The 17,516-nt window shown below is 42.0% G+C and carries 7 protein-coding genes; all 7 read left to right on the forward strand.

All coding sequences use genetic code 11. From position 1 onward, the window contains the following. Positions 1-220 precede the first annotated feature (220 nt). Genes EG342_RS21900 through EG342_RS21930 form a run of 7 tightly spaced genes read left to right on the forward strand, consistent with a single transcriptional unit; the run spans position 221 to position 17,516 of the window. Complete coding sequence (locus EG342_RS21900; protein WP_103289966.1) at positions 221-7,255, forward strand: type I polyketide synthase; 7,035 nt, start codon at positions 221-223, stop codon at positions 7,253-7,255. Between the two features lie 18 nt (positions 7,256-7,273). Continuing rightward, positions 7,274-11,533 carry a type I polyketide synthase gene (locus tag EG342_RS21905; RefSeq protein ID WP_103289968.1) on the forward strand — a complete coding sequence of 1,420 codons (4,260 nt, stop codon included), beginning with the start codon at positions 7,274-7,276 and terminating at the stop codon, positions 11,531-11,533. Next, positions 11,521-11,820, forward strand: coding sequence for an acyl carrier protein (locus EG342_RS21910; protein WP_103289970.1), 300 nt, complete (start codon positions 11,521-11,523; stop codon positions 11,818-11,820). Before EG342_RS21905 ends, EG342_RS21910 begins: the two co-directional genes overlap by 13 nt. Further along, positions 11,811-12,593 (forward strand): alpha/beta fold hydrolase, encoded by a 783-nt coding sequence (locus EG342_RS21915; protein ID WP_103289972.1) that lies wholly within the window; start codon positions 11,811-11,813, stop codon positions 12,591-12,593. Before EG342_RS21910 ends, EG342_RS21915 begins: the two co-directional genes overlap by 10 nt. Then, a complete protein-coding gene (locus EG342_RS21920; RefSeq protein ID WP_103289975.1) occupies positions 12,586-14,985 on the forward strand; it encodes a glycosyltransferase in 2,400 nt (799 codons plus the stop codon). Before EG342_RS21915 ends, EG342_RS21920 begins: the two co-directional genes overlap by 8 nt. A 9-nt stretch (positions 14,986-14,994) precedes the next feature. Next, positions 14,995-16,266 carry a condensation domain-containing protein gene (locus EG342_RS21925; RefSeq protein ID WP_103289978.1) on the forward strand — a complete coding sequence of 424 codons (1,272 nt, stop codon included), beginning with the start codon at positions 14,995-14,997 and terminating at the stop codon, positions 16,264-16,266. Continuing rightward, entirely contained in the window at positions 16,263-17,516 is a 1,254-nt protein-coding gene (locus EG342_RS21930; RefSeq protein ID WP_103289981.1) for a condensation domain-containing protein, read from the forward strand. Before EG342_RS21925 ends, EG342_RS21930 begins: the two co-directional genes overlap by 4 nt.

Consider the following 17,516-nt stretch of genomic DNA (forward strand, 5'->3'; position numbering starts at 1 on the left):
AAGGCCACTGCCTTTTGAAAAGCCGGACATTACCCTTAAATCCAATAACTCATTGGATGGCGGTGTATTTTTAGAAAATAATCATCAAACGACCTTAATAATTAAGAATATTATAAAACAATAATTTTATTCTTTTGCAACAAAGCTTTGCTTCTCATTATCAAATGAATAAGCGATTTGTTAAAAACCTCTTTGGTATCATTTCAATATTATCATCGCCATGAAAAACTTGACCATTATTGGATTAACGCCTTTTGAAAAGCCAGACGTTAGCTTAATCCTAAAATTACATCAGGCAGGTGCTTTTCCGGTTCTAAGCTTAGGACTTGAATTAAATACTGCCCAAGAAGCGCTGAACCAACTGAATCAAATAGATGTACCCTCATACGGTATCCACTTTACTAATAACCAATTAACATCGCTTCAAATTCCAGAAAAAGTAAGCTTTGCAATCCTTTCTTCTGGTACCGTACTGCATACATATCCGGATCTCCCGGTTATTTATCAGGTAAGCACTCTGGAAGAAGCTTTACAAGCTGAACAATCAGGGGCAAAAGGTATCATTATCAAAGGAAATGAGGCTGGTGGCCTGGTGGGATATGAATCTACATTTGTATTATTCCAGCGTGTCATTGAGAAAATTCAATCCATACCGGTATGGGTACAGGGAGGAATAGGGCTTCATACCGCTGCCGCTGTAAAATCGTTGGGAGCAACAGGTATTGTTCTGGATAGCCAGCTTGCCTTATTCCCGGAAAGTTCCGTTCCTAAGGATATAAAAGAGGTATGCTCTAAATTAAATGGAACAGAAACCAGAGTTATAGCCCATCATCGTGTACTGGTAAGACCCAATTCGCCTGCCTTACCGGAAAATGCAACCGCTGAAGATCTTAAAAAATATTTTACAGATCTTGATATCAGCAAGAGCTATATTCCAATGGGACAGGATATTTCGTTAGCCATTGATCTGTATGAGGACTTCAAAACATTGAAAAAACTTGTTTTTGGATTTAAAGAAGCCATGTATGGGCATTTAAAACAGGCAAAAGTCCTTAAAGTGATTGATAAGGATAATTCGATAGCTCAGGAACTTGGTCTGCAATACCCTATTGCTCAAGGGCCAATGACCCGTGTAAGTGATGTTCCGGCATTTGCTAATGCAGTTGCAGAAGCAGGCGCCTTACCTTTTGTTGCTTTGTCTTTATTAAAAGGAGAATCAGCAAAAGCTTTGGTAATGGAAACCAAACAACTGGCCGGTGAAAAAACATGGGGCGTAGGTATCTTAGGATTTGCCCCACAAGAATTAAGAGAAGAACAAACTTCCTATATATTAGAGGCTAAGCCTCCTGTTGTCCTGATTGCCGGTGGAAGACCTGCTCAGGCAAAAGTATTTGAAAAAGCAGGAATTAAATCTTTCCTGCACGTTCCGTCTCCTGCCCTACTAGATATTTTCCTGAAAGAAGGAGCGAAGAATTTCATATTCGAAGGACGTGAGTGCGGTGGCCACGTAGGTCCACTATCAAGTACCGTTCTTTGGGAAAAACAAATTGAGCGCATCTTAAAAGAAGACCACCCTGAAAATATCAGCGTATTTTTCGCCGGTGGAATTCACGATGCATTCTCAACAGCATTCGTTTCCATTATGGCAGCACCATTGGCAGCACGCGGTGTAAAGATCGGTGTTTTGATGGGAACCGCTTACCTTTATACTCATGAAGCCGTAGAAACCGGAGCTATTCAGGAGGAATTCCAGCTACAGGCAATGCAGGCAAAAGATACCGTTTTACTGGAAACAGCACCGGGACACGAAACCCGTTGTTTAAATACCGCTTTTGCGAACCATTTCAATGCAGAAAAAGCAAAATTGCTGGCAGCAGGAACCGACAAAAAAATAGTATGGGAGCAGCTTGAAAAATTAAACGTAGGCCGCCTTCGTATCGCTGCTAAAGGAATCGAACGCCAGGGAGACCAATTGGTTAACATTCCCAAAGATGATCAACTTGATTTAGGCATGTACATGATCGGACAGATTGCGACAATGCAGAATAAAGTTATTTCTCTTACAGATCTTCATCAGAATGTCGTTGACAATTATACATATATTCAGAATGCTTCTCTTCCGGAAGAGCCGGCTTCAAAAGAAAAGCCTTTAGATATTGCTATCGTAGGGATGGAATGTATTTTCCCGGGTGCTAAAAACCTGGAAGAATACTGGAGAAATATTATCTTAGGAAAAGACAGCGTCACTGAGGTACCGGATGAAAGATGGAACAAAGAGCTTTATTACCACCCGGATTCTGACGCTTCTGACGTATCTCATTCCAAATGGGGAGGATTCATTCCTAAAATTGACTTTGATCCGTTGGCATTCGGAATTCCGCCACAATCTCTTGCCGCTATCGAACCGACTCAGCTACTGACTTTATTGGTAGCTAAAAGAGCAATGGAAGATGCAGGTTATGGTGAAAAACATATCAACAGAGATAATATTTCTGTTATTATTGGAGCTGAAGGAGGTAATGATCTTGCCAACAGCTACAGTTTCAGAGGGTATTACAAGCAGGTCTTCGGGGAGCTTCACGAAGAAGTAAAAGAAGCTTTTCCTCATACCACAGAAGATTCTTTCCCGGGTATTCTGGCCAATGTGATCGCAGGTAGGATTACAAACCGACTGGATCTTGGCGGAAGAAACTTCACCGTAGATGCAGCTTGTGCTTCATCTTTAGCAGCACTTGACCTTGCCTGCCAGGAACTTGTGCTGGGCAAATCGGATATGGTTCTTGCCGGTGGGGCAGACTTACACAACGGAATCAACGATTATTTGATGTTCTCCAGTACTCATGCTCTTTCAAGAAAAGGAAGATGTGCTACATTTGACAGTGAGGCAGATGGTATTGCTCTTGGGGAAGGAATCGCTATTCTTGTATTAAAAAGATATGAAGACGCTGTCAACGACGGCGACCGTATTTACTCCGTAATCAAAGGAGTTGGCGGATCAAGTGATGGGAAAGCTCTTGGATTAACTGCACCTAGAAAAATAGGTCAGGTAAGAGCATTGGAACGTGCCTATACCCAAGCCGGAATAAGCCCTGCAACAGTAGGATTAGTAGAAGCTCACGGTACAGGAACCGTAGTAGGAGACAAAACAGAATTGAGTGCATTAACGAATCTATTCAGTCGATCGGGCGCTTTGCCGGGTCAGACGCATTTAGGTTCCGTGAAAACACAGATCGGACATACCAAATGTGCCGCAGGATTAGCAGGATTAATCAAAGCTTCCCTTGCCGTATATCATGGAGTAAAACCTCCTACTCTTCACCTTCAGAAACCTAATGCCTATTATACTGCTGAAACCAGTCCTTTTGCATTCTATGCAGAGAGTGGATTGTGGGGTGAAAAAAACCGTTATGCAGGAATCAGTGCATTTGGATTCGGAGGAACGAATTTCCATACAGTGATTGCAAATCATCCAAAACAAAATGAAGCTATTGCCATGCAGTCATGGCCGTCTGAACTTTTCGTCTTCCGTGGAAACACCTATGAAGAAGCCAAAGGACAATCAAGTCAGATTAAAACTTTATTGGAAATCAATGATGGTATTGCTTTAAAAGATATTGCCTACAGCTTAAGTATCAGTTCAGAAAAACCGATCCAGTTCAGCATAGTGGCTGACACGGCAGAAGATCTGATGATGAAGCTTGAACTGGTATTGTTAGGGATTGAAACCAAAGACACTTTCACCGTTAATAAAAAAGAAGGTAAAGTAGCTTTCTTATTCCCGGGACAAGGCAGTCAGAGAATCAACATGGCTCGTGATCTGTTCGTGGTATTCCCTGCAATGCGTACCCTTATTAACCAATATCCTGAGCTTGAAAAAGTGCTATTCCCATCCACTACATTTAGTGAAGCGGCTTTAAAACAACAAAAAGAAACCATTAAAGATACTCGTTTAGCACAACCCCTCTTAGGAATTGTTGATCTTGCATTGGCAAAATTCTTAGAGTCACTGGACATTATTCCGGATATGCTGGCGGGACACAGCTATGGTGAACTTCCTGCTCTGTGCTTTGCCGGAGTGTTTGGGGAAGAAAAATTGGTTGACCTGAGTATTCAGAGAGCACATTCTATTTTAAATTCTGTAGAAGGAGGAGATCCTGGTTCTATGTTGGCAGCTAGTGCAACGTACGAACGTTTACAACCGGTTATCGCTCAGGTAGAAGGATCTTACCCGGTGAATTTCAACGCTCCTACACAATGTGTAATTGCCGGAAGTACACCTGCCATTAATAAATTATTAGACGTCCTTAAACAGGAAGGTATTTCTGCTAAAAAACTGGAAGTAGCTTGCGCATTCCACAGTCCATTATTAGCAAAATCAAAAGGTTTATATGCTGACGTATTGAAAGATGTCTCTTTCAGTGAAATGCAGATTCCGGTATGGTCGAATACTACGGCGACTGTATATCCGACACAGCCATCTGAAATAAAAGAAAGATTGACCGATCATCTTGTACAGCCGGTAAGATATGTAGAGCAACTTCAGGCTATGTACAACGATGGAGCAAGAATATTTATTGAAGTAGGCCCTGGAAAAGTACTGACAGGATTAACGAAATCCTGTATTGAAAAAGACCAGCTAAGCTTGTATGTGGAAGACAACAGCCGTAATAAATTTACGCACCTCCTTTGTATGCTAGCCCAGTATTTAGGTACAGGCAGACACTTCAATATCAATAAGCTTTTTGATGGTCGTAATGTTAAAGTCATTAACATTGAACAACCTGAATTATACAAGAAAAACCCTGCTATCTGGCGGGTTAACGGACAAGCTGCACATCCGACTACGGGCAACCTGCCTTCCAATGGTGCACTCCCTATTTTAAATCCTATCCAAATGAACAGTTTTACAAATAACCAACAAGCACCTGCAACGGAGAATTTATCTACCGCTGAACGTATGCTGCAGGAATATTTAAACAGTATGAAACTCATGATACAGGCGCAACGGGATGTGATGCTTTCCTTTATGGGACAGAATCCTCAGATACAACCTGCTCCCGTATATGCTGCACCAATATCAGCACCTGCCCATCAACCGGTGGCTGCAATCCAGGCTCAGCCAGTTTATCAGGAAGTACCTGTAGCAGTTGCTCCTGTAAAGCAGGCGCCTGCAAGAGATATCAAATCCTTACTACTACAGGTGGTAAGTGACAAAACAGGATATCCTCAGGAAATGTTGGGCATGGAAATGGACCTTGAAGCTGATTTAAGTATCGACTCCATTAAAAGAGTGGAAATCATAGGAACCCTTCGTAGTGAACTCGGAACCTTAGCCAACGGTAATGCCAACGAAGATACAGTGATGGAACAACTGGCAGGAATTAAAACCCTTAGCGGATTGGTTTCATGGCTTACTGAACTTACAGGTTCACCAGCCACAACTAGTTCCGAAAAAAACGGTTCCGCAACTGAATCTGCTGCTCCAAAACCACAGGCACAAACAGCATTCTCTCTTGAAGACCTTCAGAATGCTATTTTAAATATCGTCAGTGAGAAAACAGGATATCCTAAAGAGATGTTAGGCTTAGACCTGGATTTAGAGGCAGACCTAAGTATCGACTCTATCAAGCGTATGGAAATCATCGCTGACCTTAAAAATAAAATTGGTTTCGGAGAAAATCTGGAACAGGCTGATGATGTCATGGAAAAACTAGCTGCCATTAAAACCCTTCGCGGATTGGCAGGCTGGATCAGTGAGATGAATGGAGAAACCAGTGAAATCACCAGTGAAGCAAAGGAAGCTAACGCTCCTGAAGGAGCGAACAATGTACTGTCAAGACTTCGTTTTGATATTACTCCTACAGACGCTTCTTTAGTACAAAACACTGAAGTTCTTCACGGAAAACGCTTCGCCATCACTCAGGATAACAGTAAACAAACCTCAGCGATTAAAACCGAACTGGAAAAACACGGTGCTATTGTAGAACTGGTAGATACAGAAAAAGATCTTTCAACTTTTGACGGATTGATTATGCTCGATATCTTCTCCTCTTCTGACAAACCAAGCATCATCGATCATGTTGATTTGATTAAAAAGCTTGATTTTGATAAAGCGAAATGGGTGTACCTTATTTCAGATGTTCCGGCTCACCTTGAGGAGATCAATGATGCCCGTGCATTACGCCATCATCAGGGATATCCGGGACTTTTCAAAAGTCTGGCAAGAGAATTTGATCACACGACATGCAGACTGATCAGCTTAAGCACATCTCAGGAAATGGATCAGATTGCCGAAATCACTTTAAAGGAAATACTGACCAACGATAAACCCGCTGAAGTTATTTATAAAAATGAAAAAAGACATCAAGTAGACATCATCCCGTCTCCGTTGTCAACAAGCCTTGAAGAAGCTCACATTCAATTAGATTCTAAATCTGTTGTGCTGGTGCTTGGAGGCGGACAAGGAATAACAGCGGAGTTGGTAAAACACATGTCTGAGGCATATCCTTGTACTTATATTCTGGTAGGAAGATCAGCAGATCCTAGAAATGAAGCTGACAATCTGAAAGAATTTGAAGGAATGAAAAACAAAGAGGAAATAAGAGCTTATCTTATTAAATCTGCCAGATTCAATGCTCCTGCTCAGATAGAAAAAGAAACCGTAAGAATTTTCAAAAACAATGAAATCTTACGTACCATCCGGGACATGGAACAGCTTGGAAACACCATTATTTATCAATCTTTAGATCTTTGTGACGAAGAAGGATTGAGTACTTTGATCAGCAATATTTATGAAAAATACGATCGTCTGGATGGCGTGATCCACGGAGCAGGTCTTTTGGAAGATAAATTATTTAAACAAAAAACAACAAGCTCTTTCGGACGTGTATTTGATACCAAAGTGAAGCCCCTTCGTGTATTGGCTGAACAACTTCGATCAGACTGTCAGTTTGTAGTATTATTTTCAAGTATTGCTTCCGTTTATGGTAACAAAGGTCAGACAGATTATGCTGCTGCCAACAGTGTACTGGATGATTATGCTAATGCCTTAAATAAAAGATTAAAAGGAAAAGTGCTTTCTATCAACTGGGGTCCGTGGAAAGGAGCAGGAATGGTTTCATCCACTCTTGAAACAGAATACGAACGCAGAGGTATTTCTATGATTCCTTTGGATGAAGGAAAAGAAATCTTCCTTAATGAAATAAAGTACGGGACTGAAAGCCAGGTACTGATCATGTCAGGAAATAATTGGTAAACACTGCATAAACTAAGTATGAAAAAAACAGATGTTGCTGTCATTGGTCTTTCTTGTGTCTTTCCAGGGGCACAGGATGCCAACACTTTTTGGCAGAATATTGTCAATAAAGTAGATTCTACCCAGTTGGCTCCGGCCGACCGGATAGATCCTGTACACTTCAGTGATGCTACCCATCCCGTTGACCGCTTTTATTGTCAGCGCGGAGGATTTATTCCTGATTATGAATTTGATCCCACGGCTTTTGGTATTTTACCCTTAGCAGTTGAAGGAACCGAGCCTGACCATTTGCTGACCCTTGATTTAGTTCAGAAAGCACTTGAAGATGCAGGCGTTTTTCAAAAGAAAACTTCCCTTGAAAAAACAGGGATTATTATAGGAAAAGGAAATTATACCGGACCCGGGGCTACCCGTGCGATAGAAATCGTAAGAACCGGAGAACAAATCTCTTCGCTGCTGCAGGAACTTTTACCACAGGTATCTACTGCAGACATCGAAAAGGTAAAACATGCTTTCCAGGAACGCAAAGGACGTTTTGCAGCTGATACGGCTATGGGATTAATTCCTAATCTTGTAGCGTCGCTCGTTGCCAACCGTTTTGACCTTGGAGGTGCAGCTTTTACCGTAGATGCAGCTTGCGCCAGCGCTCTTATTGCCGTAGATCATGCAGTACAGGAGCTTCAGCGTGGCCGTGCAGATATCATGATCGCAGGAGGAGTTCATACAGGACAAAACGCTGCTTTCTGGAGTATTTTTGCCCAGCTGGGAGCGATGTCCCGTCAACAACAGATCAAGCCGTTCAGTAGTGATGCTGATGGATTGCTGATTGGTGAAGGTTGTGGTTTCGTTGTTTTAAAACGACTGGAAGACGCCGTTCGTGATCAGGATAAAATCTATGCCGTCATCAAAGGAGTAGGTGTAAGCAGCGATGGTAATGGAACCAGCGTGATGAGCCCTGCAGTAAAAGGTCAGTTGAAAGCCCTTGAACAAGCCTGGTCGAATGCGGATCTGGATAAAAATAAAGTGGGTTATCTTGAGGCTCACGGTACCGGAACTCCGCTTGGAGATAAAACAGAACTTCAGACCCTGGCGCAATTCTTCGGAAAAGAAGAAACAGCTCAGACAGCCGGTATCGGATCAGTAAAGTCTAATATTGGACATGCGATGCCCGCTGCCGGAATTGCCGGATTAATCAAAACCTGTCTGGCATTACATCACGACACCTTACCACCAACATTATATTGTGAAAATCCCATTGCGGATATGCAGAAAACCCGTTTTGCTCCCGTACAGGAACCCCAAAACTGGTCAAAAACAGGACTGCCAAAAGTGGCAGCAGTAAATGCCTTCGGTTTCGGAGGAATCAACGCTCACGTAGTGTTGGAAGGCTATGATATGCCGAAAAAAGACGGCGTATTGCTATTGGCAAGACCTACTCATGAAGAACTTCTTTCTGCGCTACAAAACAACGAAACTCATATAGGAGAAGGAGATTTCAGAATAGCTCTATTTGACCCAACACCGGCAAGAATTGAGAAAGCCCTTAAAATTGTCTCCAAAAATATTACCTGGAGAAACAAACAGGATATTTGGTACACTTCTGCCCCGTTATTAAAAGACGGAGGCAAAGTAGCTTTTGTATTTCCTGGATTAGATGGCCTTGCAAAAGGTGAGGTTGAAACCGTTAGCCGTTATTTCGGATTAACAGCGCCTATCGAAACAGAAGGTGAAGGTCTTTTAACCGATGCTTTAAACATTTTCAACAACTGCAGTATCCTTGATAATTCCTTAAAAAAGCTGGGAATTATTCCGGATATGAATGCAGGACACAGTTTAGGAGAATGGCTCGCTGGATATTCCTCAGAACTGGCAGAAGCCAACTCTGTAAAAGCCCTGATTGATGTACTGAATCCTGAAACATTTGAATTAAAAGATTCTAAATTCATTGCCATAGGAGCAGGAATTGATGTCGTAAAACCTTTTATTGCAGAGATTTCAAACTTATATGTATCCAATGATAACTGCCCGAATCAGGTTATCCTTTGCGGAAGTAATGCTGCATTGGACGAGTTGGTGCCGTTGTTAAAATCAAAACAGATTTTCCATCAGGTTCTGCCGTTCCAATCCGGATTCCACTCCCCTTTTATCGCTGATAAACTGGAGGTGATCCTTGCCGGAATGGAAAAAGCACAGTTCCTGCAAACAAAAATCCCTTTATGGTCCGCAACCACCCTTGAACCCTACCCTGCTGATCAGGCTGCCATCAGACAGCTGAGTGCAGAACATCTCGTTCAGCCGGTTCGCTTTCGTGAACTGACTGACAGATTGTATGAGGAAGGCGCAAGATGCTTTATTCAGGTCGGTACCGGAGGATTGATAGGATTTATCGATGATACGTTAAAAGGAAAAGCATTCAGTACGATTGCTTCCAGCGTTCCTACAAGATCGGCATTGGCTCAGTTGCAGCGTGTAGTTGCCTCCTTATTTGTTGAGGGAAAAAGTATAGCGCTGGACTTTTTAGAAATTCAAAATCACACCAAAAAATCGTCAGGAAAAGGAATTAAACTGGAATTGGGCTCCCCGATTATCCGTAATTTTAAAGAAGCCCACGCTTTAGTTCCCGCCTTTGAAACACCAAAACAATACACCGCATCAGCATCTATGGCTAGCAAAACCGGACACCCTCTTGTGCAGGCATTCCAGGATAACGTAGCCGATATGATCCGTATGCAGGAAGAGGTTTTAACGCTTTTCCAAAACCCATCAAATATTAAAATTCAGCGTCCGGCTCCTGTGCAGCCAGTCGCTCCTGTAGCATCGAAAGCACCGAGAAGCACCACTTTTTCAAAAGACCTGTATGTTACCCTGGAAAGTCATCCTTACCTTATCGACCACAGTTTATTGAGACAGCCTAAAGGATGGGCTCATGTAGCCGATATGGAACCGGTCATTCCGATGACCATGATCTTTGAACAGCTGGCAGAAATTGCGGAAGCAGAAATCCCGGGAACACAGGTTCATAAAATCATGAACGTAAGTGTCTTCCAATGGATGAATGTAGCCAAACCTTTTGAAAAAACAGTAAAAGGAGAATGGCGTGCCCACAACCATGCGTATCTGGATATTGAGAATTTTGCCAATGCCGAAGTACTGTTAAAATCTTCTCCGGTTCCGGTTCCTGCCTTCAACTTCTCCATCGGTGATCTTTTACCTATTGAGAGAACTCCTGAAGAAATCTATGACATGCACATGTTCCATGGAGATCAGTATCAGGGAATCACTGAAGTTTCTGCCGTTGGTTCCAAAGGAATCATCGGAAAAATCAAAGGAAACGGTGGTAAAGGTTCGTTACTTGACAATGCAGGACAATTATTCGGGCTTTGGTTACAGCTTACCCTGGTAAAAGACCGTATTGCATTCCCTGTTAAAATCAGAGATATAGAATTCTTCGGAGAGATGCATGATCAGGAAGGTATTTTTGAATGTACCTGTATGCAGACTGAGCTTAATGATGAGTTCGCTATTGCCAATATCCTTCTGACAAGAGACGGAAAACCATGGTGCTCCATTACAGGGTGGCAAAACAGAAGACTTGAAATTGACGCTGCTTTATGGAATGTTTCTATGTCACCGTTGCACAATCGTCTTTCTGAAGAAATCGCTCCTGAAGTGTTTTACTTCCATCAGGCGTATACAAGGGTTGCTTCATGGGATTTTATCCTGAAAAGATATTTTAACCAAACGGAAAAACAGCATCAACAACAATTATTACCGAATAAGAAGAAAAACTGGATGGTAAGCCGTGTAGCGGTGAAAGATGCCGTAAGAAATCTTCTCCGTCAGGAAAAAAATCATGCCTGCTTCCCGATTACCTTTGAGATTCGTTCTGATGAAGTGGGGAAACCTTACCTCATCAGTGATTTTACGGAAGACATTCACATTTCACTGGCTCACAAAGGAAAAGAAGCAGTAGGTATTGCCCGATACGGAAAATCTGTAGGAATCGATATGGAAACTATTGAAGAACGCAGCTCCGGATTCTACGACATGGTATTTACCGACCACGAATTAACATTATTAAAAGACAGAGATCAGGCCGAGTGGACTACCCGTTTCTGGGTTGCCAAGGAAGCCTACGGAAAGTTCCTGGGAACAGGACTGAAGGGAAATCCAAAAGCCTTCGAAGTCGAGCTTATAAAAGATGATCACTTGTGGATCAACAATATTGAAATCAAAACTATTAAACATCAAAATTATATTATCGGATGGACACTGTAAACGCAACATTAAAAATGAACCACGAAGAACTTTTCACTTTATTAAAAGGTTTTATTACTGAAGTGATCGGTGCTGAATTTGTAGAAGAAATGGATATTACTCCGGAAAGTTCATTCACCAAAGATCTGGAAATGGACAGTATTGAGATTGTTTCTTTTTCCGAAAAGATCAAAGCGCATTTTGGAGATCAGATCGATTTTACAGGTTGGTTGTCTTCTATGGACCTTGACCACTTGATCAATCTTGACCTTAGTATGATCATCAATTACATCTACGAATGCCAATAATCACGGTCAATAATAAACAGGTTCATATACAGGAACTCAACAAAGAAGCTGAACAAACCGTGGTGTTAATCCACGGGATGTTCAGCAATCTGTCTATTTATTATTTTAATATTGCTCCGATTCTGGCGAAGCACTTCCATGTTGTTATGTACGATCTGAAAAGCCACGGAATGAGTGAGCGTTTTCTTGACGGATATGACCTTGATACGATGTCATCTGATCTGATTTGTTTAATGGATACGCTGCAACTGAAAAAGGTCCATCTTGCCGGCTATAGTTTTGGTGGTCTTATCGCTTTAAAAACAGCTTTACAATACCCGGAACGTGTCAATAAACTGGTAGTAACGGAAGCTCCGGATCCTCAGGATGAAAAGGCCCGCAATATTATTGATGAATACAGCAAAGAGTTTCTGGAACATTATGTAGCCAATTTCACGGATACCACTAAAGTTCAGATGGGCAAAAGACAAATGGAAAAGAACCATCGTATGTATGAGTTTCTGTTTAATCAAACCAGCATTAAAGCAGATATGATCAGGGAAAAAGATTTCCTGAATGAAGCTGATTTTAACGAATTAAAAGCTTCCACCTTACTGCTTTATGGCGCTGACTCCAATTGCAGACCTACAGGAGAATGGCTGCAGACCCAAATCGGGAATTCCGTATTGGAGCTGATCCCGGGCGATCATAATATTCCTATCCAGGAACCACAGATGATCGCAGAGACCATCACTGATTTTTTATCTAAAATTTTAACACAAAACCATGGCTAAATTCGCATTTATAGTTCCACCCCTTACAGGACATGTCAATCCTACTTTAAGCATCGGTGCTACCCTATTGGAAAGAGGCCACGAAGTAGCGTGGATCAGCCTTGACCCTACCCTGGAAACAAAACTTCCGGAGGGAGGGAAGCTTCTTCTTATTCAATACGATCAGACTGATGAAGAAAAAAAAGAGAGTGAACAATACCTGGATATTATTTCAAAAAAAGTAGTCTACGGCATTGATAGCGTTAAATTTCTGTATGAAGAGGTATTGATTCCTTTAAACAGACATTGCTATAACGGCATCATTGCTTTGTTAAAAAAATACCAACCCGATTTGATTATTGGAGACCATCAGTTATTTGCAGCCCCTATTGCCGCCAAAACGCTGGGAATTCCTTACGCCACTTCCGTTACTGCTCCGGCTGCCATTAAAATTATGAATGAGCTTCCGAAGGTACACGAATGGGAAGTGAATCAGATTGTCAATTTACAGAAAGAACTTGGTTTTCATGAAGAACGTTCTCTGGCAACTTCTGACCTATTGACTCTGGTTTTAACGTCCAATTATTTCTTTGGTGAAATGGATGATTTACCTGCTCAATATCAATTTACAGGACCTGTTCTTACGGAACGTCGTATTTCATGTGAATTCGACTGGGACAGATTAAACAATGCAACCAATAAAAAGATTCTTGTAAGCATCGGAACCACTTTCGATCATGATCATAAAAAAGCATTTTTCCAGAAAGTGGTGGATGCCTTTAAAGATGAGGATTTAACCGTTGTTGTCGTTTCTGATCCTCAGCTTTTCGAGCAATGGCCGGAAAACTTTATGGTCTATCAGCAGGTTCCCCAACTGGATTTATTACCTCATCTCGACGGAGTGGTTTGCCACGGCGGTCACAACACCGTTTCCGAAACTTTATCCAACGGTATTCCATTGGTGGTGATTCCTATTGCCTATGACCAGTCACATGTTGCAGGACGTGTTGTACGTACAGAAGCGGGTGAACGTTTGAATTTTAATAGATTTAAAGCGAATCACCTGAGAGAAGCTGTACACCAGATTTTACACAACCTAAGTTACCGTGAGGCAGCTCAAAAAGTCGGACAATCGTTTGTTGAAGCCGGCGGTTCATCGACTGCAGCTGATTTACTTGAAAAAGCATTAACACCTACCACAGAAATGAAAAAAGCTAAATTCCTATTTGTTATCCCTCCGTTTTTCGGACATATCAGCCCTACATTAAGTGTCGGGGTAAGCCTTATTGCCCGTGGCCACGAAGTAAAATGGTTCGGGATTACCCCACTATCAGACGAACACATTCCGGAAGGAGGATCTTACTATTACCCTCATGAAGATCTTATCCCTTACCAGGACGAAATACAACGCATTCTAAAAAGACAAGATGACGGACCTGCCTGTTCAGGTCCTGAAGTGATGAAACTAGCCCTTGAAGAAACCTATGTTCCCTTTGCCAAAATGATGATGCCGGGATTGAGCCGATTAACAGAAAGCTGGAAACCCGATGTCATCGTGAACGACTGTATTACCTTTGGGGGCGCTTTATTTGCCCACAAACACAATATCCCTTGTGTAACGACGACCCCTGTTCCACCGGATGTGATGGGAGACACGGAAAAAAGTGCTCCAAAAATCTGGGAATGGCAGCAAAACCTGATCAAAGATCTGCAAAAAGAGGTAGGTATTGAGGATGACGGTATTTTCATTCATTCCCATAAACTGAATATGGTATTTACTTCTCAGGCTTTTGCCGGATTTGAAACCGTTCCTTCCCACATGAAATTCGTAGGTCCCGTAAAAGGACGTCCGAACCATGCTCCGTTTGAATGGGATCGTTTGCATGCCGCTACAACTCCGAAGATCTTCGTATCATTAGGAACATTATTGGTTGATATCCGAAAAGCATTCTTCGAAAAGGTGATTGCCGCTTTTGCAGACCAGCCGGTGACTGTGGTAGCTGCTACTCCACCTGATATTTTTGAAGAATGGCCGTCTAACTTTATTGTCAACAGCTTTGTTCCTCAATCGGAATTAATGCCTCATATGGATATGGTGATTTGTCATGGCGGTTTCAATACCGTTAATGATACCTTCCGTAACGGCTTACCGATGTTGATCACTCCTATTGCTTATGACCATTTCCATATTGCGAAATTAATTGAGCAGGCCGGTTGTGGAATCAGTATCCGTTACAAGCGACTTCGTGTAGAAGCTCTTCGCGAAACTGTCTTTGAATTATTGGAGAATCCGAAATACAGAACTGCTGCCAAGGAAGTTCAAAACACTTTCCATACGGCAGGCGGTAATGACAAGGCTGTAGAGTTATTAGAAAATTTTGTACAACAAGAATCCACATTAGCCTCAGTATAAGCTTACTATATGAAAAGACGACTGTTATTTGGCGAACGCATGCTTTTGGGAGATGGCACAGAACCTTTTAATGCTGTTATTCCCTTCAGGCTGAGAGGTACCTTCAAATTAGAAGATATCAAGAGAGCTTTATCCAAGATTCAACATAAACATCCCTGGCTCAGGGCGCTCATTGCTCATGATGAGAAAAACGTTCCCTGGTTTGATGTTCCTGAATCTACGATATCCATTCCGGTAAGAATTCTTGCCCGTCAACACGAAGACCAGTGGCAGGAAGAATCAAAAAGAGAATGGCGTACTCCATTTAACTATGAAAAACTTCCTTTGATCCGTTTTGTATGGATTAAAGGGGAAAATGTTTCCGATATGCTGTTTGCGTTCCACCATTGTTTATGCGATGGTGGTTCTGCGATGGCTTTTTTATATGAATTTTTGCAGGTATTAGACAACCCTTCTGCCGATATTGGTGTTGAAAAGCCTATTCTGGGTATTCAGGATGTGGTTCCGGCCAAGATTCTCAATAGTCGCAGACAGAAACTGAAGGCGAAGTTTATCGGCCGTCTGGCAGCCACCGCTATTAAGTATATTCCTGTGGGTAAAAAAGCAGTTGAGCGACAAAACGATTATCTGATGCACTGGAAATTTGACCAGAAAACAAGCCGCGAACTGGTTTCTTATTGTAAATCGAATAAAGTTACAGTGAACACCTTTTTGTGTGCGGCAGTCCTGCAGGCATTTAAAAAAGTAAAAGGAACAGCTGCTTTTAATAAAGTTTCATGTCCTGTAGATATCCGGCGTTTTGCCACTCAGATTAAAAACGATCATATTTTCGCCTTCGGATTGATGATCGTGGTTTCAGCAAATGAAAAAATGGGCTTTCTGGAGAATGTACGTTCTATGCAGGAAGCGGTAGCCAAAAAAACGGCTAAACTCAATCCGTATATCACGATGATGGTCATGGAATCCGGACATGATGCTCTGAATAATTTCACGAAGCTCCTAAAAAATGGAAAGTCATCGAATGACTGTATGTTTTCCAATCTGGGACGCATCCAGATTCCGCATCAGTACAAAGAATTTACGGTAGATACAATCTTCAGTCCTTCTGTAATTGGGCCGTTGGGAAATACGACTACCCTTGTTGTATCGACCTACCGCGAAGAAATGGATTTTTCTTTTGTAGGAAGTGAAGGCTATTTGCCACATGCAGAAGCATTGGCGATTCGCGATGAGATTGTAAAGACTGTTCACCAGCAAATTGAATATTTAGTGGTATCATGATGAAAAGAAGATTAATGATGGTGGAAAGAATTATGTATGTAGATTCTAAAACCCCTGTAAACTGTATATTCACTGCCAAAGTCTCTGGACAGCTTTTGGAGGAGAATTTCAGAATTGCTTTAGATAAAATCCAACAAAAACATACCTTGTTACGGGTCTCGATTGATGAGGAAACCGAACAATATCCTTTTTTTATAGAAGAAAAAGAGATCAGTCCTATTCCGCTTCGTATTGTTCAGCGACAAACGGAGAATGACTGGCTGTATGAATCGGAAACGGAATGGTTCCGGCTTTTTGATGAGGATAAAAAACCGCTTGCCCGTCTGGTATGGGTAAAAGGAAAAGAATTTTCTGAAATCCTTTGGGTGATGCCGCATTGTATTTCTGACGGAACTACAGGTGTTACTCTGATGCGGGAACTCCTTCAGCTGTTGGATAATCCCGCTGCTGAGCTCCTTCCCTATGAGCCATTTGAATCGGTCAATGATTTTCTGCCTTCGGATTTTAATGCCACCACAAAGAAATTCAAGGCCCGTCTTTACCTGATGTTTGCCCGATTTTTCTTTATGCTGCAATCGAAAAGCAAGAAAAGAAATCTTGGAAAAAACTATGCCCTTCATCGCAAGCTGGATCCTAAAACGACAGCACAGATCACCGAAAAATGTAAAGCCAACGGAATTTCCGTACACGCCTTGCTATGTGCTTCTTTTATGCAAGCTTTCCGTGAGGTACAGGGTGAAAAGGCCAAAGGAAAAGTGATCAGCCCGGTAGATGTGCGCCATTTTATCCCTGAGATCAAACAGGATCATTTGTTTGCCTTTGCCCCTACCGTGGAACTGTCCATTAAAAAAGGGAATCACAGTGTGCTGGACAACGCGAAAGAAATTAAGAAAGAACTTTTTGAAAAGATCAATAAAATGGAAGCCCGTGAGCTTCTGTGGATGGGTGAACAGATGCACCCGATTGTTGAACGCATGATTTCTCTGTTGAAATCAAGTAACGGCGGACATGATGTGACGCTATCCAATATGGGTAAAATTGATATTCCGAGCGACTATCAGCATTTTAAACTTGAAACGATTATCAGCCCCACGGTTGCTTTCCCATGGCTGAACTCCAATACTCTGGTTGCCAGCACCTACAACCGACAAATGGATTTCACCTTTATGTCCAATGAACACTTCCTTCCCAAAGAGGAAGCTATGAAAATAAAAGATAAAGCCCTTGAGCTCCTGACAACCTCTGTATGA

The sequence above is a fragment of the Chryseobacterium lactis genome, from assembly GCF_003815875.1.
GTDB lineage: Bacteria > Bacteroidota > Bacteroidia > Flavobacteriales > Weeksellaceae > Chryseobacterium > Chryseobacterium lactis.

Excerpts from the sequence above, each read along its gene's own strand:
- EG342_RS21900 (WP_103289966.1), top strand. The coding sequence starts at position 221 with ATGAAAAACTTGACCATTATTGGATTAACGCCTTTTGAAAAGCCAGAC.
- EG342_RS21915 (WP_103289972.1), top strand. The coding sequence starts at position 11,811 with ATGCCAATAATCACGGTCAATAATAAACAGGTTCATATACAGGAACTC.
- EG342_RS21920 (WP_103289975.1), top strand. The coding sequence starts at position 12,586 with ATGGCTAAATTCGCATTTATAGTTCCACCCCTTACAGGACATGTCAAT.
- EG342_RS21910 (WP_103289970.1), top strand. The coding sequence starts at position 11,521 with ATGGACACTGTAAACGCAACATTAAAAATGAACCACGAAGAACTTTTC.
- EG342_RS21925 (WP_103289978.1), top strand. The coding sequence starts at position 14,995 with ATGAAAAGACGACTGTTATTTGGCGAACGCATGCTTTTGGGAGATGGC.
- EG342_RS21930 (WP_103289981.1), top strand. The coding sequence starts at position 16,263 with ATGATGAAAAGAAGATTAATGATGGTGGAAAGAATTATGTATGTAGAT.
- EG342_RS21905 (WP_103289968.1), top strand. The coding sequence starts at position 7,274 with ATGAAAAAAACAGATGTTGCTGTCATTGGTCTTTCTTGTGTCTTTCCA.